The 19,215-nt window shown below is 35.5% G+C and carries 18 protein-coding genes; 5 read left to right on the top strand and 13 right to left on the bottom strand.

The features are described 5' to 3' along the window. Positions 1 to 18: 18 nt before the first annotated feature. The 7 genes from guaB to B2Z27_RS08405 form a co-directional block, all read right to left on the bottom strand. The gene (gene guaB, locus B2Z27_RS08435) at positions 19 to 1,491 is read right to left on the bottom strand and encodes an IMP dehydrogenase (RefSeq protein ID WP_058103542.1); all 1,473 of its coding nucleotides are present in this window, start codon (positions 1,489 to 1,491) and stop codon (positions 19 to 21) included. Between the two features lie 143 nt (positions 1,492 to 1,634). After that, positions 1,635 to 4,106, bottom strand: coding sequence for a TonB-dependent receptor domain-containing protein (locus B2Z27_RS08430; RefSeq protein WP_286813340.1), 2,472 nt, complete (start codon positions 4,104 to 4,106; stop codon positions 1,635 to 1,637). After that, positions 4,087 to 5,454 (bottom strand): HTTM domain-containing protein, encoded by a 1,368-nt coding sequence (locus B2Z27_RS08425; RefSeq protein WP_286813338.1) that lies wholly within the window; start codon positions 5,452 to 5,454, stop codon positions 4,087 to 4,089. The genes B2Z27_RS08430 and B2Z27_RS08425 overlap by 20 nt, the downstream gene beginning before the upstream one ends. Then, on the bottom strand, positions 5,454 to 6,584 hold the full coding sequence (locus B2Z27_RS08420) for an imelysin family protein (RefSeq protein ID WP_286813337.1): 1,131 nt from the start codon (positions 6,582 to 6,584) through the stop codon (positions 5,454 to 5,456). The genes B2Z27_RS08425 and B2Z27_RS08420 overlap by 1 nt, the downstream gene beginning before the upstream one ends. A gap of 96 nt (positions 6,585 to 6,680) precedes the next feature. Next, positions 6,681 to 7,931 (bottom strand): DUF4856 domain-containing protein, encoded by a 1,251-nt coding sequence (locus B2Z27_RS08415; RefSeq protein ID WP_286813336.1) that lies wholly within the window; start codon positions 7,929 to 7,931, stop codon positions 6,681 to 6,683. A gap of 134 nt (positions 7,932 to 8,065) precedes the next feature. Further along, complete coding sequence (locus B2Z27_RS08410; protein ID WP_074672684.1) at positions 8,066 to 8,935, bottom strand: hydroxymethylglutaryl-CoA lyase; 870 nt, start codon at positions 8,933 to 8,935, stop codon at positions 8,066 to 8,068. Positions 8,936 to 8,988: 53 nt separating this feature from the next. After that, complete coding sequence (locus B2Z27_RS08405) at positions 8,989 to 9,606, bottom strand: LysE family translocator (RefSeq protein WP_286813438.1); 618 nt, start codon at positions 9,604 to 9,606, stop codon at positions 8,989 to 8,991. A 174-nt stretch (positions 9,607 to 9,780) separates the two neighbouring features. On the opposite strand from B2Z27_RS08405, the gene B2Z27_RS08400 reads away from it, so the two are divergent. After that, positions 9,781 to 10,098, top strand: coding sequence for a Dabb family protein (locus tag B2Z27_RS08400; RefSeq protein ID WP_414673399.1), 318 nt, complete (start codon positions 9,781 to 9,783; stop codon positions 10,096 to 10,098). 72 nt (positions 10,099 to 10,170) lie between these two features. Here the strand turns inward: B2Z27_RS08400 and B2Z27_RS08395 are convergent, their stop codons facing one another. Continuing rightward, positions 10,171 to 11,208 carry a quinone-dependent dihydroorotate dehydrogenase gene (locus tag B2Z27_RS08395; RefSeq protein ID WP_286813334.1) on the bottom strand — a complete coding sequence of 346 codons (1,038 nt, stop codon included), beginning with the start codon at positions 11,206 to 11,208 and terminating at the stop codon, positions 10,171 to 10,173. 61 nt (positions 11,209 to 11,269) lie between these two features. Continuing rightward, entirely contained in the window at positions 11,270 to 11,716 is a 447-nt protein-coding gene (locus tag B2Z27_RS08390; RefSeq protein WP_286813332.1) for a hypothetical protein, read from the bottom strand. 72 nt (positions 11,717 to 11,788) lie between these two features. Here B2Z27_RS08390 and pepT point away from each other — a divergent pair, with 72 nt between their 5' ends. Together pepT and B2Z27_RS08380 are read left to right on the top strand one after the other, a co-directional pair. Next, positions 11,789 to 13,012, top strand: coding sequence for a peptidase T (gene pepT, locus B2Z27_RS08385; RefSeq protein ID WP_286813331.1), 1,224 nt, complete (start codon positions 11,789 to 11,791; stop codon positions 13,010 to 13,012). A gap of 4 nt (positions 13,013 to 13,016) precedes the next feature. Continuing rightward, a complete protein-coding gene (locus B2Z27_RS08380) occupies positions 13,017 to 13,616 on the top strand; it encodes a YdeI/OmpD-associated family protein (RefSeq protein WP_286813330.1) in 600 nt (199 codons plus the stop codon). Positions 13,617 to 13,622: 6 nt separating this feature from the next. Here the strand turns inward: B2Z27_RS08380 and B2Z27_RS08375 are convergent, their stop codons facing one another. The 4 genes from B2Z27_RS08375 to nusB form a co-directional block, all read right to left on the bottom strand. Beyond that, positions 13,623 to 14,972 (bottom strand): Gfo/Idh/MocA family protein, encoded by a 1,350-nt coding sequence (locus B2Z27_RS08375; protein ID WP_286813329.1) that lies wholly within the window; start codon positions 14,970 to 14,972, stop codon positions 13,623 to 13,625. A gap of 95 nt (positions 14,973 to 15,067) precedes the next feature. Then, positions 15,068 to 15,355 carry a preprotein translocase subunit YajC gene (gene yajC, locus B2Z27_RS08370; RefSeq protein WP_058103555.1) on the bottom strand — a complete coding sequence of 96 codons (288 nt, stop codon included), beginning with the start codon at positions 15,353 to 15,355 and terminating at the stop codon, positions 15,068 to 15,070. A 24-nt stretch (positions 15,356 to 15,379) separates the two neighbouring features. After that, a complete protein-coding gene (locus B2Z27_RS08365; protein WP_058103556.1) occupies positions 15,380 to 15,850 on the bottom strand; it encodes a DUF1573 domain-containing protein in 471 nt (156 codons plus the stop codon). Between the two features lie 44 nt (positions 15,851 to 15,894). Continuing rightward, positions 15,895 to 16,809 carry a transcription antitermination factor NusB gene (gene nusB, locus B2Z27_RS08360; protein ID WP_252736313.1) on the bottom strand — a complete coding sequence of 305 codons (915 nt, stop codon included), beginning with the start codon at positions 16,807 to 16,809 and terminating at the stop codon, positions 15,895 to 15,897. 202 nt (positions 16,810 to 17,011) lie between these two features. On the opposite strand from nusB, the gene B2Z27_RS08355 reads away from it, so the two are divergent. Together B2Z27_RS08355 and B2Z27_RS08350 are read left to right on the top strand one after the other, a co-directional pair. Further along, the gene (locus B2Z27_RS08355) at positions 17,012 to 18,763 is read left to right on the top strand and encodes an ABC transporter ATP-binding protein (RefSeq protein WP_286813327.1); all 1,752 of its coding nucleotides are present in this window, start codon (positions 17,012 to 17,014) and stop codon (positions 18,761 to 18,763) included. A 65-nt stretch (positions 18,764 to 18,828) separates the two neighbouring features. After that, the gene (locus tag B2Z27_RS08350) at positions 18,829 to 19,206 is read left to right on the top strand and encodes a PUR family DNA/RNA-binding protein (protein WP_074672662.1); all 378 of its coding nucleotides are present in this window, start codon (positions 18,829 to 18,831) and stop codon (positions 19,204 to 19,206) included. The last annotated feature ends 9 nt before the right edge of the window (positions 19,207 to 19,215 follow it).

Below are 19,215 nucleotides of genomic sequence, written 5' to 3'. Positions count from 1 at the left end.
TTTATATCTTGGAAATCCCTATCTACTATAGTTAGGACTCTCTTTAGTAATGGTTACATCATGTGGGTGGCTTTCATTAATACCACTAGCCGTAATTTTTACGAATCTACCCGTGTCCTGTAATGTTGCTATGTCTTTTGCACCACAATATCCCATACCTGCACGTAATCCGCCAACAAATTGATGTATACTTTCATAAAGCTCTCCTTTATAAGGTACACGACCTACAATACCTTCCGGTACCAATTTTTTGATATCATCTTCCACATCTTGAAAATATCGATCTTTACTACCTTGTTTCATAGCTTCAACAGAACCCATACCACGGTAAGACTTGAACTTTCTACCTTCATAGATAATGGTTTCACCCGGGGATTCTTTGGTACCTGCTAAAAGCGATCCTAGCATCACCGTATCTGCACCGGCAGCAATAGCCTTTGGAATATCACCGGTATAACGGATACCACCGTCAGCAATGACCGGAACTCCAGAACCTTTAATAGCGGCAGATACTTCTAATACCGCTGAAAATTGAGGAAAACCAACACCTGCAACTACCCTAGTAGTACAAATAGAACCTGGTCCTATACCTACCTTTACGGCATCTGCACCGGCTTCAACCAAATACTTGGCAGCCTCACCTGTTGCTATATTACCTACAATAACATCTAACTTTGGAAACTTCTTCTTTACCGCTTTCAATACTTCAACCACCCCCTTGGTATGACCGTGTGCCGTATCTATAATGACCGCATCTACACCTGCATTTACCAAAGCTTCTGCCCTATCAACAGCATCGCCAGTAACTCCTAATGCCGCAGCTACACGTAAACGACCATACTGATCTTTATTGGCGATTGGTTTTTGAGTCAACTTTGTAATATCCCTAAAAGTAATTAACCCTAACAGGGTATTATCTTTTGAAACTACAGGTAACTTTTCAATTTTATGTTGTTGCAAAATATCTTCCGCTTCGGATAAAGAGGTACCCTCATCTGCGGTAACCAAATTCTTTGAAGTCATAACCTCAGAAATTGGTCTGTCGTTATTTTTTTCGAAACGTAAATCTCTATTGGTAACAATACCCAAAAGTTTTCCATCTGCATCCACAATGGGAATACCACCTATGCTGAACTCTTTCATACTTGCCTTGGCATCTTTCACCGTAGAATCTAATGGCAAGGTAACAGGATCCAAGATCATACCGCTCTCAGCTCTCTTAACCTTTCTTACCTTCATGGCTTGTTGCTCAATAGTCATATTCTTGTGCAAAACACCAATACCACCTTCTTGAGCCATGGCAATTGCCATTCTAGATTCGGTAACCGTATCCATCGCAGCAGAGATGATAGGTACATTGATCGTAATGTTTCGAGTAAATTTTGTCTGAATACTTACTTCTCTTGGAAGCACTTCAGAATAAGCAGGTACTAATAATACGTCATCGTATGTTAGACCTTCTCCTAGAATTTTGTTTTGGTGGGCTTGCATAGCAATTAAGGATTTAATTGCGTGCAAATATAGTGAATAAAGTTGGGATATCTATCTTACTCAATACCTTAACAATCACTTCATATTCAGAGCCTCTTTTAGTCCGATAAAAAATGGATGACCCATGTCAATCATTAATTGAATTATAGCTTAAATTGTAAGGTTGCATAAAAGGTTCTAGGCTCTGAAGGTATGATACCCGGACCCGGATATCCAGTTGCCCTTCTAGTAAAATAACTATTGTCCAAAACATTATTTATACCGGTTTCCAACTTCCAATTTTTATAGACATATGATAGAGAAAAATCTAAAATATCATACGCCGGAATTTCCCCTTCTATACCACGTTGATTGTCGTTAACATCTTGCAAAGCATTGGTAGCATCTGTAAACTGACTTGACAAATACGTATACTGTAAACTACCCAATATATTGCCATAGCCAAAATTAAGACCAGTCTTTAAATTTACATCTGGTATAAATTCCACTTTGTTACCTTCTACATTGGTTTCTTCCGAAGACAAATACTCAGAATTGGTCATGGCCAAATTCATGAAATAATTCAGTTTTAACTTATCACTAGCCGAAAAGAAAGTTTCTTTTACGCTCCAATTGGCAAAACTTTCCAAACCATACATAAAAGCGGTACCAATATTACCCCTGAACCTAACTATGCTACCCGTTTCTACTTCTTCTCCCAAGGCATTGGTTTGTGTTTCACTTTTTAAAATCTCACCTAATCTATTATCATACAACAAGCTGAACGCACTTACGTCATAAGACAGTACATTTTTATGTCTGCCTCGAAAACCTATATCTGCCGTAAAGCCATCTTCATCAGAGATATTTTCATCTACTTGAAAAGAAGGGTTGACCACCCTGATATCGCTAAATGTTACCGACCTATAGTTTTGAGAAAAATTGCCGTAGAACTCAACACTTGAATTCAATTTATAAGTAGCACCCAATCCTAATAACAAGAAAGTTCTATCAAATTCCCTGTTATCTTCCACTTCCTCATTTAAGAGTGGATTACCAGCCAAATCAAGTACAATATTCTTATAACTACCAATACTTTCCGTTTTAATATGCTCTAACCTAAAACCAGGTGTTAAAGTTAATTTAGGACTTATATTAAAGATATTTTCTCCAAAAAAAGCCAAATTAGAGTTGGGAAAATTAAATTGAGATTGTCTTTCATAATTGGGAAACTCATCTTCTGCAAAGTTAAAATCTGCATTCGCCGCCGATGTCCCCGGACCTTGCCTTTGATCATTATCCGTCCTATAGATTTTTGACCCGATCAATAAAGCAGATTCAGTATCACCTAACTTATATCGTGTTAACAATCTTGCCTCTGCACCCCAGTTTTGAAAATTATCGATCAACAATTCCCTTGGCTCTTCAGGGTCATCTGGTTGTGATACTCTGTTAGTTCGAAAACCAAGTGCACTTCTAGAAGCATCCAATCCAAAAACATTTAAACTAAAATCCGTTTTTGAAGAGAATTTATGGTCTAGACGAACTGAAAATAATTTCCAATCTACATCAAACCAGTTTCTTTCCCTATTACTAAACGTTGGGTCCTCAATAAATTGAGCATCTGTAAGACCGCCAGGTTGTTTGGCCAAATAATTTAAAAAGGTGGTTTCTACAGTTATCTTGGTTTTGTCCGTAAATTGATAGCCCACATGCGCAAAATAATTTCTACTATTATAATCTGAATTTGGTCTAAAACTATTTCCCTCCTTATAATTGAAATAGGTGTAATAACTGAACTTACCAACTGTACCACTTAAGCTATTAAACGATGTTTTTAGATTGTAAGACCCTAAAGTCTGTCTACTGGTCCACTCTATTTTCTTACTGGAATTTGGCTGCTTAAACTTAAAATTTACCAAGCCGCCAAATTGCGTTCCATACTGTAAAGAAGCTGCCCCCCTAACCACTTGAATTTCTTCTAAAGCTTCTGCCGGTGGTGTATAATAACTTTCTGGGTACCCTAAAACATCTGCACTAATATCATAGCCGTTCTGTCTTGTATTAAAATTTGCTGTTCTATTGGGATCAAGACCTCTACCACCAATATTCAGTTGTAACCCTGCATCTCCATTATCGTATATATTTAAACCTACGACTTGACTATAAATTTGTCTGGGATTATTGGCCGCCAGATTACCCGTAATACCGTCTAATAAAACAACCTCATTTTTTTTACCGGCGTATATGGCAGTACCATCTACTTTCTTCAACTGTTTTAGGGCAAAAATTTCTTGGCGTTTTTGGGTTATTACCACCTCTGATAAGTTCTGGACTTTCAAAGGATTCATGACAGGGTTGAATTCGGTATTGCCATTGATAGTTACATCTTGTTCTATAATTTCAAACTCGTAAGCGAAAACTACAATAGTATAGGTTCCTGCTGTTAAGTTCTCTATTAAAAACGCACCTTCATTATTGGTGATTTCCAAGCGTTCCAATTCTTTGATATACATTTCAGCATCTGGAACAGGGTTCCCTTCTACATCTGTTACTTGACCAGAAATAGTGAGTTGACCAAATACCGGAAATGATACTAATAATAAAAGTAAATAACTAAATTCCTTTAATTTCATCTTTAAATGGTGTTATCCAATGCTTATGTAAAAAAGACTCTTTTTGTTTTGCCAAATCTATGGTAGGATCAATAAACTCTGTACTTAACCTCCCATTGAGACTAACTTGGCAATTTACGAATACCTGCACATTCTTATGGCCATCTTTCTCAAAATGGTTTTTTAGAAAATGCGCGTATTCCAATATAAAATCTGGCTGAAATGCCATTTGTTTTTCTTGAAACGGAGTAATAAAATCAGTGTTATCTACATAAAACCACCGACCAGATTCTTGGTCCACAATTTTAAATTGGGCGTAGCCAGATTTTTCCATTAGCATAACACGCCATGAAAAACGGTAGCCTTCTTCTGTCCAAAATAATTCTCCCGGATAAAATAGATACCTAAAAGGTATGGCCAGTTGAAGCATAAAAAATAGAACAACTACCATATGCTTCAACCTAAGCTTAAATGATGACCGTTCATTAAAAACTGTTTGATTATTGAATCTAGCACCGTTTATTTTGAATACTTTAAATAAAAGCCTCAATATCTTAAGATGGACTTTTGCATCAAAAAATATTAAAGCAGAAACGATCATAACATATGGGAACATACCAATAGGGAACAATACCCTAGTTAGTACGTGAAAAATGACCACCATTACAAATGCATATGGTCTAGTTCTCTTATATAGCAGTAAAAAAGGGATAGATAGATCGTAAATTGCGCCAGACCAGCTAAATAGAAATTGTACCCATTCTTCTCCCAAAAAACTTCCTATAAAAGGGGTATCGAACTTGGCGGGCAACCAGATTTTTAGGGGCATAGCGTTCAACAACCAATCTGAATTTAATTTCGCCAGTCCGGCATAGAAATAAACAATACCTAAAAGCAACTTAATACTATTGACTGTCCAGCTGGGAACATATTGAAAGCACTTTTTGGGGTTTAAATAAGCATCTAGGGAATAGTTTGCGTTAGCTGGCAAAAATATCATTAAGAAGCTCAGAATACTAATAAAGTAATAATGGTTTAAGTATGTTGTTTTATCCATTAGCTCTATATACGTAAAGCTCAAAAAGAAAATGATAATACTTAATTTATAGCGATAACCAAGAGCCACTAAAACTGCCGCCAAGCCACAAATCACAAAAATAAGATAGGTATAAACACCTAATGGTTTTACCCATTCAAACCCGTAATAAGAAAAGAAGTATTGTGGTTTAATATAAAGTTTATCGATCCAGCCATAGCTCCAAAACCTAACAATACTAAAAAGCATCATTAGACCAAATAAAATACGAAAGACCGCCAAAGGGGCGGTCTCTATAGGAGCTTTTATATATTTAGCTATTAGCGATTCCATTAATCACCATCAGCATCAACAAAATCAATACTAATACTCATTGCTGAAACCATATCTACCTTTAACATAGGTACGGCCTTTTGTACTTCATCATAAGCCAATAACATGGAGGTTGGCGGATTGCTGTTCTCTATTTCAGCTCTAAACGCAGAAAGATCAAGCACCATATTTTTTGCCGTATTAAATTGATCATTGATCAACGTAGACAAATCCTCTCCATTTTTTAGCGTGTTCAATGCATCCAGATAAGATGCCAAACTTTCACCTTGAGTACTTGAATTAAAATGATTACCATTAAAAAAGTCTTGAACAGCAGATAAACCTTCTAAAAACAAATCGTTAGAAATAGTAGCTTCATAATAAGCCTCAACATTTCTAGGTAAGGTACTACCGGAAAAAACCCCTAAAGGAATTCCCATTTTACCAGCTCTTAAATACTTCTCATAATAAAAAATATAGTCGTTTACCATACGATCAACAGATGCCGTAGATGATGCTCCGTCATTGGCAACAAATGTATCCCTGTAACCATTTGTCCAATCAGATACCACTGTTTCTGTCAAAGACTGCATATCCATCAAAACATCTTCGGTATATTGTAGGTAAGCCTCTTTGTTGTCTCCATTATAGAAAGCAAGTATATCCGCATCGGTATCACCCAAGCCGTTCAATAAGTAATCTAAAGCAGGAAATCCTTTAGCGCTTCTGTTAGAGGATAAGGACAAGTCATAACTTCCATTGACAATAAATCCATCAATCTTCTCATTATCCGTTGGATATATATTCATGTTCAATTGAAACCCTACAGATTCGGCAGGACCAATTTCAAACATCTCTACATGTTGCCAAGATTTGTATGCGTTCAACCATGATGCACGCAAAGCAATTAAATTACCTTCATTGACATCTGCTTTAAACGTATTGAATGTATTCAATAAATCATCCATATCCGCAGTAAAAGCTTGATATGAAGGGATAATAATATTATCTGCCCAATTGACCAACATGGTACTGCGCTCAAAAGAAACCTCCTCTACCGGATCAACAATTACGCTATCATCGGTTTCACTATCATTGGAACATGCCCATACTAAGGCCAGAACACAAAGAATCCCAATAATCTTTTTCATCTATTATTTTTATTTATTCTAATTAAATGCAAAAATAAAAAAAGCAATTCATTCTAAATAAGATTGAATTGCTTTTTTTATCGACTTTAGACCAAATTATTCCGCAGCCTGCTCTAAGGTAAAATTAAACTTAGCCGCAATGTCAGCAGAAATAGCATCTAATGTAGTTGCTTCCACATCCCAAAGTCCGTTTTCTCCGTCATCCATTAAATCTACAAGAAACGCATCAACTTCCTCCTTTGTAAAATAAGGTTCACTAGAATTGGTTTTTCTTGTAAACTGAAGACTGTATACAAAACCGTAACCTTCAGATAAATCATGAAAAGCCCCACCATGATCAGGTGCTTCTTGATCTAAACTATTTTTACCTTGTTGTAAATAGTACACAGCTCTAATACCGATAACTTCAGAAAGTTTCTCCCTAATTATTTCGGCTTGTGCATCTCTAACATCATATTGCTTAGCAACAATTGCAGCCCTACCTAATTTAAATGCTTGAAAAATTTCATCGGCAATGCCCGCAAAATCGTCATCTCCTTCTACTCTCCCAATATATTTATTTAAAAAGCTATCTGCACCTAAATCATCATTAGGATTTGCGGCATCTGCATTTAAACCATACACGTAACCGTAAGCCTCATCCCACTTATGTTCCATATTGGTATAAACTTCACCTTCAACTACTACATTAGCATCATTATCAGCAACGTTATCACCTTCATCCAAAACGGCAGTACTTAAGTAGTTATTTACAACTTGATCTATGGTAAGCGCTCCAATTAAACCTTTATTAAAAGCTTGGTTATATTCCAACCCTTGCGCATTAATATATCTAGTAGAAGAACCGTCTGCTATTTGCCCTGCCGTACCTGCTGCTGCTGCAACCTCCCAGTTTGGGAATACCTCATCTACTTGAGCAGAGATCCAACCATCAAAATCCGCTCTGATCACAGCTTGATCGGTAGCATTAGTTGCAAAGAAATCTGCAGAGGCAGCTGTTTTACTTCTTACACTTTTATCAGATGCATTTAAATCTGCATCTTCAAAATCGTTAGCGCCTTCTTCATGGGCATACATACTTAATATTTGCTCGGATGTTGAAGTTACATCTGTAAATGCGCTCAAAATTTCGTCACCCATTTTTAATCTCGTAGTCTGACCACCAAAGCTAACAGTACTTTCATTATCCCTTGTAAATGTATAAGAATCTGGATTATCTATTCTAGATTCAATAGGGTCACAATCACCATCAACACATTCTGACAATTCTAATCCGTCATCATCGGAACTACATGAAATAAATAATAAACTAGCAATAGACGATAACAATAATAGGTTCTTTTTCATTTCTCTTTTATTAAGACTTATTTTAAATAATGCGCAAAACTATAACATGTTTTAACATTACACAACCTTATCTATATTAAATCTAAATAAATTTAACTTTTTAATAATGTAGCCAGAAGAAATACAACGAGTAATTAGTGATATTGGGAAAAAAGCTCGGTAGCTTTGTTATATGCCGCTTCAAAAGTCATGGCATTAACGCCGGTAAAAACTTTTTGCGAAGTAAAATACGATAACATTTTCTCAGTAGGCATGTTACCGGTTAAATCATCTTTGGCCATAGGACAGCCACCAAAACCTTGGATAGCACCATCAAACCGTTTACAGCCAGATTCATATGCCGCGGCAACTTTTTCATGCCATTTTGTGGGTGTGGTATGCAAGTGCGCACCAAACTCAATATTTGGGTATTTTGGGATTAAGTTGGAAAACAAATAAGAAATAGTTTCTGGATCAGATGACCCCACGGTATCTGACAACGATAATATTTTGGCTCCCATTTTCGCCAGTCTTTCGGTCCATTCACCAACTATTTCAACATTCCAAGGATCACCATAAGGGTTACCAAAACCCATGGATATGTACGTTACCACTTCCTTATTCGCCGCATCGGCAATATTAAATATCTCTTGTAACGTTTCTACAGATTGAGCAATGGTCTTATGGGTATTTCTCATTTGAAAATTCTCGGAGATAGAAAAAGGAAAGCCCAAATAATCAACTTCAGCATGCGTAACAGCGTCTTCCGCACCACGAACATTTGCTACTATGGAAAGTAACTTAGATTTTGTTTTCGACAAATCCAATTTAGACAAAACCTCTGCAGTGTCCACCATTTGTGGAATTGCCTTTGGCGAAACAAAACTCCCAAAATCCAACGTATCAAAACCACAACCTAGTAAAGATTGTAAATACCTCACCTTTTCATCGGTAGGTATGAACTTCTTAATACCCTGCATAGCATCTCTAGGGCATTCTACTATTTTGATCTTTGAATTAAACATTATGTAAAAATACGAACTCTAAATAAGTAAATCCTATTAATATTTTAATAAAACTAACCTAAAACTAAATAAATCGCAATACCCATAAAAACAATTATCTGAATCCATTTTAAAACAAACCCTGTACGCTTATTGTTAGTTAAGAAGCTAGATATTTGACCAGCCAAAATGGCTATAGCGCCAAACACAAAAGATGAAACCAAAATAAAAAGAACACCCAGTGTATAAAACTGAATTACGTTATTTAAACTATCCGAAAAGAGAAAACCTGGAAAAAAGGCAAGAAAAAAAATGGTCACTTTTGGGTTTAGAACGTTCATTATAAAACCCTGTTTGAATAATGATAGCTTACTTTTCTTTTTTTCTTCTCCGGCAATAGAAATAACATCACCGCCTTTATAGACCATAATAGCCAAGTAGACTAAGTAAGCCGCCCCAAAAAATTTAATTATTGTAAAAAGAGTGGTGCTATTCTTAATAATTGCCGATACCCCAAATGCCAACAGCGTAGCATGTACCAAACAGCCTGTCATTAAACCTGCAACAACTGCCAAACCATATTTTTTACCATTACTAATACTCTGTATTAAAACAAATATATTATCCGGTCCTGGTGATAAAGCCAAAAAAAAAGTAGCCACAGAAAAGGCCATTAAAATTTCGTAGTTCAATATAATAGTGCCTTGGTTGATATGAAAATACAAATTACCATTATTTACAGCTATTTTTAATAACTTGTTTTAAAATAAAATACTATGAAAATTAAAGTACTTCTATTACTAGTTTGTTTTACATTGGCATTTAATACATATGCCGTTACCGAAGAAAACAATATAACCAACACCATGATTAAAAATGACAGCCTTTTAAGACATGCCGTATTCTTCAAATTCAAAGAAGGCACTACCGCTGAACAGATAAAAAAGGTAGAAGATGCTTTTAGCGCCCTACCTTTAAAAATTGAACAGATCAAAGGTTACGAATGGGGACTCAACAACAGTCCAGAGGGATTAAACAAAGGGTTTACGCATGCATTTTTCCTAACTTTCAAAAGTGAAGAAGATCGTGCTATTTATTTGCCCCACCCAGACCATAAAGCTTTTGGAGCAATACTGACCCCATATTTAGATGATGTCTTTGTACTTGATTATTGGACAAAATAACATACAACCAATGCTAAAAAAGAAAAGCCCTTGCACACAATGTACAAGGGCTTTTCTTTTTTCAAGAGTTTATTACACCCTTTCTAAAATTGCCTCATTTATAGATTTTACCAAAGCAGGTCCTTCATAGACAAAACCAGTCCACAATTGAATTAAATCTGCACCTGCATCTAATTTTTCTATAGCGTCATCTGCTGAATGTATACCACCTACACCGATAATAGGAAATGCTTTGTTGCTTTTTTCTGCAAGAAAACGAATTACCTCTGTACTTCTATCTTTCAAAGGCGCACCACTGAGTCCGCCAGCTTCTTCCGTTATTAACGCATGAGATTTTAAATTTTCCCTAGAAATGGTAGTGTTAGTTGCAATAACACCATTAATACTAGTATCACTCACAATATCAATAATATCCAGCAATTGGCTATCAGTTAAATCTGGCGCTATCTTTAATAGAATTGGTTTACGTGCAACATCTTTACGTTTACTTTGCCTAGCGTTCTCCAATTGCAATTCATTGAGCAAAGCCGTTAATGGCTCTTTATCTTGTAATTCCCGTAAACCAGGTGTATTGGGAGAGCTCACGTTAACTACGAAATAGTCTACATGGTCAAAAAGGGCATCAAAACAAATGAGATAATCCTTTATAGCCTCATTATTGGGTGTCACCTTATTTTTACCAATATTACCACCTATAAGAACTTTATGGTTTTTCTTTAAATTTTCGACCGCTTCAAAAACACCATGGTTATTAAATCCCATTCTGTTGATAATTGCTTTATCCGCCTTTAATCGAAATAATCTTTTTTTAGGATTTCCTTCTTGTGGTTTAGGAGTCAATGTACCTATTTCTATAAAGCCAAATCCAAAATCCGATAATTCATTATAAAGCACCGCATTTTTATCAAAACCTGCCGCCAACCCCACTGGGTTCTTAAATTTCAATCCAAACAGTTCACGCTCCAAACGATTGTCCTCTACCGCGAACATGGATTTTATTACGCCCGATAAGCCGATTTTAGAAAAAAACTTAATGCTTGAAAAACTAAGGTAATGAACTTTTTCTGGGTCTAACAGAAACAAAAGAGGTCTAATAAAAAGCCTGTACATGTATATATTTTAGAAGCCGCAAAAATACAAACTGTAAATGAGAAAGTTAAGTAATAGTTTATCAGTTTTTGTCAACAATGCTATCGGAATATACCGTTGGAACAACTACATAAGGTGAACGGTATGCCTGTTTACACAAAGATTGGTACAATTCATATTGTTTGGAGTTGAACAATGTCAACATCCGTTTATCTATCATAGCCTGTACCCTACCCATGCTATCCATTACACTTTTATATTTATCTGCAAGCTGTCTTAATTCTGTTTCGCTACTTTGTGGATGCCTCTCTTTAACATTTTGTAATTCATTATTCAAAACATCGTTTCTATACTTTAATTCTGCACTAAAACTTACCAGTTTTTCATGTTGCATTTCGTTTAACTGAAATATTTCAGAAATAATTGAATCATTGGTAACACCAACCCCTAAAACGCAATCTGCCTGTGAATGTACCCTAGCACTTATCAAAATAATTACGGACCATATTATATACCTAAATCTTTTCATGATTACCACTATAGAATCTAACGTTTACCAATTTACAATTTATAAGCTTATTTTTGATAAAACCCTTTTACAATGCAGCATATAATTGACCGTTTTATTAGCTATGTCACTATAGATACGCAAAGCGATGCTTCATCTAATACCACACCAAGCACAAAAAAACAATGGAATCTAGCAAACAAATTAGTTGATGAGTTACGTGCAATAGGATTAACCGATGTCACAATTGATGACAATGCATATATTATGGCAACCCTGCCATCTAATGTAGACCACCAGGTACCTACCATAGGTTTTATTGCGCATTTTGACACATCACCAGACTTTTCTGGCACCAATGTAAAGCCACAGGTAATTGAAAATTATGACGGAAAGGATATTATCTTAAATAAGGAAAAAGATATTGTGCTCTCTTCATCATATTTTGATGATCTCTTACAATACATAGGGCAAACCATTATTACCACAGATGGCACTACACTTTTAGGTGCAGATGATAAAGCAGGTATTACTGAAATAGTTACCGCAATGGAGTATTTGATAAACAATCCGGATATTAAACACGGCCCAATTAGAATAGGATTTACTCCAGATGAAGAAATAGGTAGAGGCGCACACAAATTCGATGTTGAAAAATTTGGTGCAGAATGGGCCTATACAATGGATGGAAGCCAAATTGGCGAATTGGAGTATGAAAACTTTAATGCTGCTGGTGCTAAAATTAACGTTAGTGGCAAAAGTGTTCACCCTGGCTACGCAAAAGGAAAAATGGTTAATGCCCTACTCATTGCAAATTATATTATAAGTGAATTTCCAAAACATGAAATACCACAAGAAACAGACGGCAGAGATGGCTTTTTCCATTTACATCAAATAAACGGTGAAATTGAGCATGCAACTGTAGAGCTTATCATTAGAGACCATGATCTAAAGCGATTTAATGAGCGTAAGCAGTTAGTACAAGATATTGTTAAAAGGTATAACAATGAATATGATAATTGTATTGAACTAGAATTGAAGGATCAATATTTTAATATGAAAGAAAAGGTAGAGCCTGTTTTTCATATTGTAGAAACCGCGAAAAAAGCTATGGATGATATAGGCATAAAACCTATAATTAAACCAATTAGGGGCGGTACAGATGGTTCACAACTAAGCTACATGGGCTTACCATGCCCTAACATTTTTGCTGGCGGACATAACTTCCATGGAAAATATGAGTACGTACCCGTAGAAAGCATGCAAAAAGCTGTGGAAGTCATTGTACGTATTTGCCAATTAACAGCAAATCAATAACAGTATGGACAGGCAAGAAAAAATAGATAATTTCTACAATGAAGAACACCAATATAAAACTGGTGTAGCTATTTTAAGAAAGCTTGCTTTAGCTTGTAAATTGAAAGAAACATATAAGTGGAGCTTCCCTACGTATACAACACAAGACAAAAATGTTATTGCCATTTGTAAATTTAAGTCGCATTTTGGTATATGGTTCTTTAACGGCGTGTTTTTAAAGGACTCACACAAAGTATTGGAAAATGCGCAAGAAGGAAAAACCAAGGCCATGCGGCATTGGAAGTTTTCTTCTACGTCTGAAATTGATCATAACGTTATAACAGCGTACATTCAAGAAGCTATAGTAAATCAAAAAAAGGGACTGGCATTAAAAGTGGAAAGAAAGCCCAAAACAAAAATTGTAATTCCTACCCACCTAGCTATTGCCATTGAACATAATGATGATTTAAAGACTGCCTTTAACAAATTAACCTATTCCAAACAAAAGGATTACGCCGAATATATTTCAACTGCAAAACAAGAAAAAACGAAACTATCTAGATTAGAAAAGATAGTTCCGTTGATATTAAATGGTTTAGGCCTTAATGATAAATACCGTAGATAGTTTTTTTTATAATTTAGGTAGGTTCCAACCATTATGATAGTTAGCCTTTAAAAACTGGTTTGCTTCTTCATTTTTAAATTTACCGGCCATTGGATCCCAGTAAATTCTATTACCGGTTTTAAAGGCCACATTACCCATATGTGAAACCAAAGCGGCATCATAACCCACTTTAATTGGTGCATTTAGTTTAGCGTTATCCCTACTTTTTACCGCTTCTATGAAATTCTGGGTATGCAGATCCAACCCATTGAATTCACCTTTGGTATGTGAAACCGCTTCTAGCTTAGGAATACCATCTTTACCCCAGCCCTGAAATTCAGTTTCCGGTATTACTTCCCAGCCACCTCTATCAACAACCAGGGTACCATTATTACCTATAAAGGCTATTCCATGATTTCTACCATAGTTACCACCATCAATGCCCGTGGCATGCTCCCAAAGAATAGAGAAACCATCATATTCATATACCGTTTGTAAAGTATCTGGAGTTTCAGAGGCATCATTGGGATAAGCAAATTTACCGCCCAAGGCCATCACAGATTTTGGTGTACCGGCTTTCATACCATACAACGCATAATCCATAAGGTGTACGCCCCAATCTGTCATTAAACCACCGGCATAATCCCAAAACCACCTAAAATCGAAATGAAATCTATTTTTATTAAAAGCCCTATCGGGAGCTGGACCCAACCACATTTTATAATCTACCCCTTTAGGAACTGGAGCATCGGCTACTACGGGAACAGGTTTCATCCAACCTTGGTATGCCCATGCTTTTGCCAAGCGTATTTCTCCTAACGCACCAGAATGCACATATTTAATGGCATCTACAAAATGTGGTTGACTACGCTGCCATTGGCCTATTTGCACCATTCTATCCCTAGACTCCACAAAGTCCAACATAATATTGGCTTCTTCAACAGAATTAGCAATTGGCTTCTCACAATACACATCTTTACCCGCTTGTAATGCATCTGTTAACTGTAGGCAATGCCAATGATCAGGCGTACCAATAATAACGACATCTATATCTTTATTCTCATATAACTTTCTATAATCACTATACCATTTTGGTTTTTTGATTCCCGCCTTTTCAAGATCAGCTGTTCTTTCCCTTAATACATTTTCATCTACATCACACAATGCTATGACATTAATATCACTCATTTTCAGAAAAGAGCTTAAATCAGAGAAACCCATACCCTTACAGCCTACCAAACCAACATTGATAGTGTCGTTGGCGCCCACCTTCTTACGCATCATTGATAACATCTCCATAGGGAACATAAATGATGCTCCTGTCATTACCAATCCCGCGGTCCCTTTTCTAATAAAATTTCTTCTGTTGTGTAGCATGTTGTTGTTGTTTTAAGTGTAATTAAATATACCACATTTAGGCAAAAAAAACACCGATGTTTCCATCGGTGTTTTTTATATGAATTCAGAAATTATTATTTTTTTTCTGGAGCATTTAATTTATTGCTCATTTCCATGGATATGGCAGACCTATCAAATTTTAACTTTCCGGCCATTGTTTCCAAAACACAAGAGAAGTCCTTATCATTTAAATCCACTACTTTTCCGTGCAGGCCGCTTTTGGTAATAACACGATCACCACGTTTTAACTCTGCCGAAAATTTCTTTTCATCCTTTTGTCTTTTCATTTGAGGTCTGATCATAAAAAAATATGCGACCACAAAAATCAAAATCATCGGAAGAAACTGCCCTATATCACCCATCTTTGGTATATCTGTAATTTATAATTATTTAACAGGTCCTAATGGAGCTGCTCCTTTTGGATTAACAAAGGCCTTTATTCTCAAAAGCTCAGAACCTTTTTCTGTGTTAGCCGTAACGGTAATAGTTTTAGTAACCTGGTTTTGACCAGATCCGTTAAAGTTCACTTTTAATTCACCTGATTCACCTGGAGCAATTGGCTCTTTTGGAGGATTAGGAACTGTACAACCACAGCTACTTTTAGCATCTGTGATAATTAATGGAGCGTTACCTGTATTAGTAAATTTAAAAACTGTTTCCTGTGCCGCACCTTGTTCAATTGTACCAAAATCATGCTCTGATTTCTCAAAAGACATTACCGGTACCGCTTTAGCTGCTTCATCTCTTACCGCCGCTTCCGCTACATTATCTGTTTTAATTTTACTTGAAGCATTGTCTTTGCAAGAAGTAAAAGCTACCATTGATACAAGACCAACAATTAGAACTATTTTTTTCATACTATATTAGATTTATCAATTAACTGTAAAATTATAAAATATTTTTATAATAGCCCCCTACCCATTTTGTTAAGCTTTCCTTCAGATTTGTATTCTTTAGTAAGCTTATCTAGTATTCCGTTTATGAAAATGCTACTTTTTGGAGTCGAGTATTCTTTGGCAATCTCCAAATACTCATTAATGGTTACTCTTTCTGGTATTGAAGGGAAATGTAACAATTCACAAATTGCCATTTTCAGAAGTATGCTATCTATGCCTGCAATACGATCTTTATCCCAGTTTGGTGTTTTACCATCGATCTCTTTTTCCAGTGCATCATTTTTCAACAACGTTCTAGACAATAACTGCATAGCGTAGGTCATGTCTTCATCATCCTTTAAAAGACTCGGTAAAAAGTATGAATCAGGATGAACTTGTTTTACCTTCTTCAAGTGTTTTAACAAAAACGTATTAACAATAGGAATGTCATCTACCCAAGTTAACTTATCATCTTCGAAGTAATCATAAATTTTTTCGTTGGGGGCAATGATATTTTTGAACAAGGTCAATATCAATTCTTTGTCCGCAGCATAATCGCTTTCCGGTGTAGACATGTATTCCTTATACGTTTCGCTCTCTATAATATCTTTATAAATAAGCTTAACGTACTCTTCATTAAGGTACCAATTATCTAATTTCCTATTTGAAATTTCTTCCTCAAGTGTTTTGTTCTCAAGAATTTGCACCAATAATCTGTTCTGAACAAACTTCTTAGGATTTGGAAATTCCTGCTTACCGTCACTAATATATTTTTTTGCGGAAAGAGAAATTTGTTCTGCCGCCCTTTTTTGTATTTCTACAAAAAGGCTTAACCATAACAAGTAGAGCGTATAGGTATTCTCTATGCTTACTTTTAAAAACTTCTCTTGTCTCTGTAATGAATCATCTTTTGATTGAACGAGCGCATATATGCTCTGCATTACCTTAACTCTAATGTGCCTTCTTGTAAGCATTTTAAAGAACTTTTTTAATAAATTGATATTTAAAGCCGCAAAGGTAAGTATCTATTTAAAGGGTCACAACAGCAATCGTATTTATCTTAGCTTATTTATAACATATGGTTTTAGGTCAAAAAACTATCTTTGGTCAAAGAAAACGATAATCTTCTTTTTTTAGAATTGTATGAAAGAACTTAAACACCTAAATAAATACTTTAAAAAATACTGGTTTAAGCTTTTTCTAGGGATAATCATAACCATTATAGCCAGGCTTTTTCAATTGATCATGCCTTCTTACGTGAACAACTCTATTACGGTAGTTGAACAGTATATTAAAACGGAAATTGAAAAATCTACCGCACAAGAACTATTAATGGAATATATCCTAATTATTGTAGGTGCTGCAATACTATCTGGTTTCTTCACTTTTTTAATGCGCCAATTGATCATTAACATTTCTAGATATATTGAGTATGATCTTAAAAACGAAATTTTTGACCATTACCAAAAGCTAAGTCTCAATTTTTATAAGAAAAATAGAACAGGCGATTTAATGAACAGGATCAGTGAAGATGTTAATGAAGTACGTATGTATGCAGGTCCAGCAATTATGTACGGCATACAGACCTTAACATTGTTTGCTTGTCTGATACCGTTAATGTTTATAAAAGCACCCACTTTAGCTGCATATACACTATTGCCATTACCTTTTCTTTCGGTCCTAATTTATCAAATAAGTAAAGTAATTCATAAGCGAAGTACCATTGTACAACAATACCTTTCTACCTTATCTACCTTTACCCAAGAAATTTTTTCAGGAGTTTCCGTTATAAAAGCCTACGCATTAGAGCCGCAGACCAATAGTGACCTTACTAAACTTGCCATTGAAGGCAAAGAGAAAAGTGTAAGTCTTGCTAAGGTGAATGCATGGTTTTTTCCATTAATGATACTTTTAATAGGTATTAGTAACATTTTGGTCATTTATATAGGAGGTAAACAATACTTGGCCGGCGAAATTGAAGTAGGGCTAATTGCCGAATTTATTTTATACGTAAATATGCTTACTTGGCCAGTGGCCATTGTTGGCTGGTTAACTTCAATAGTGCAAAGGGCAGCCGCAAGTCAAAAGAGGATAAATGAATTTCTAAACCAAGAGTCAGAAATAAAAAACAATCCTACCAATACACTTACGATCAAAGGCAAAATTGAATTTAAAAATGTTGATTTCACATACCAAGACACCAATATTAATGCCATAAAAGACCTGTCGTTCACCATTAACGAGGGTGAAACCACAGCTATTATTGGTAAAACCGGTTCTGGTAAATCTACCATACTTGATTTGGTAGCCCGCTTATATGACACATCTTCCGGAGAGATATTAATAGACGACGAACCTATTAAAAATGTAGACCTTACCAATTTACGAGAATCTATTGGTGCCGTACCCCAAGACGCATTCCTATTTTCAGATAGCATTAAGAACAACATTAAATTTGGTAAGGAGAATGCTACAGACGAGGAAATCATTGACATAGCAAAAGATGCCGTGGTACATGAAAACATAATGGGTTTCTCTAAAAAATATGATACTATCTTAGGTGAAAGAGGTATAACATTGAGTGGCGGACAAAAACAAAGGGTTTCAATTGCCAGGGCATTAATTAAAAAACCTCAGATTTATTTATTTGATGATTGCCTGTCTGCCGTAGATACGGAAACGGAAGAAGAAATATTGAATAACCTGAAAAAAGCATCTAAGAATAGAACTACATTAATTGTAAGTCATAGAGTTTCTTCTGCCAAAAACGCGGATAAAATTTTAGTTTTAGATGACGGAAGACTTATTCAAGAGGGCACACATGATGATTTAAATTCACAAGAAGGCTATTATAAAGACCTCTACCACAAACAGCTCTCAGAGAAAGAAAGTTAGAAAATTGTTGTCGGATAGCGTTTTTTTTTTCATTTTTGATAGTATAACGACACTAAACATTAGAAATGAGCGAAAGAGATTTATCAGATCAAGAAGAAATTCACTCCAAAGTTTTACGCGCAGGTAGAAGAACTTACTTTTTCGATGTAAGAAGTACAAAGGCTGGGGATTATTATTTAACGATTACAGAAAGTAAGAAATTTACGCATGACGATGGTTCATTCCATTACAAAAAACATAAAATATATTTATACAAAGAAGACTTTGACGCTTTTAAAGAGAACGTTGAAGAGATGATGGATTTTATAATCAACGAAAAGGGGTCTGAAGTAATTTCTGAAAGACACCAAAAAGATTTCAAAAAGGAAGAAATAGAAGAGCCCGTAGAAAAGACAACTACCAACACTTCTAGCTTTACAGATGTAAGTTTTGAAGATATCTAGGTAAAACAA

Origin of the sequence: Maribacter sp. UBA3344 (genome assembly GCF_002362375.1) — a bacterium.
Taxonomy (GTDB): Bacteria; Bacteroidota; Bacteroidia; order Flavobacteriales; family Flavobacteriaceae; genus Maribacter; species Maribacter dokdonensis.
Note: the sequence above shows the minus strand (reverse complement) of the source record. Positions and strands in the feature narration are given on the sequence as shown.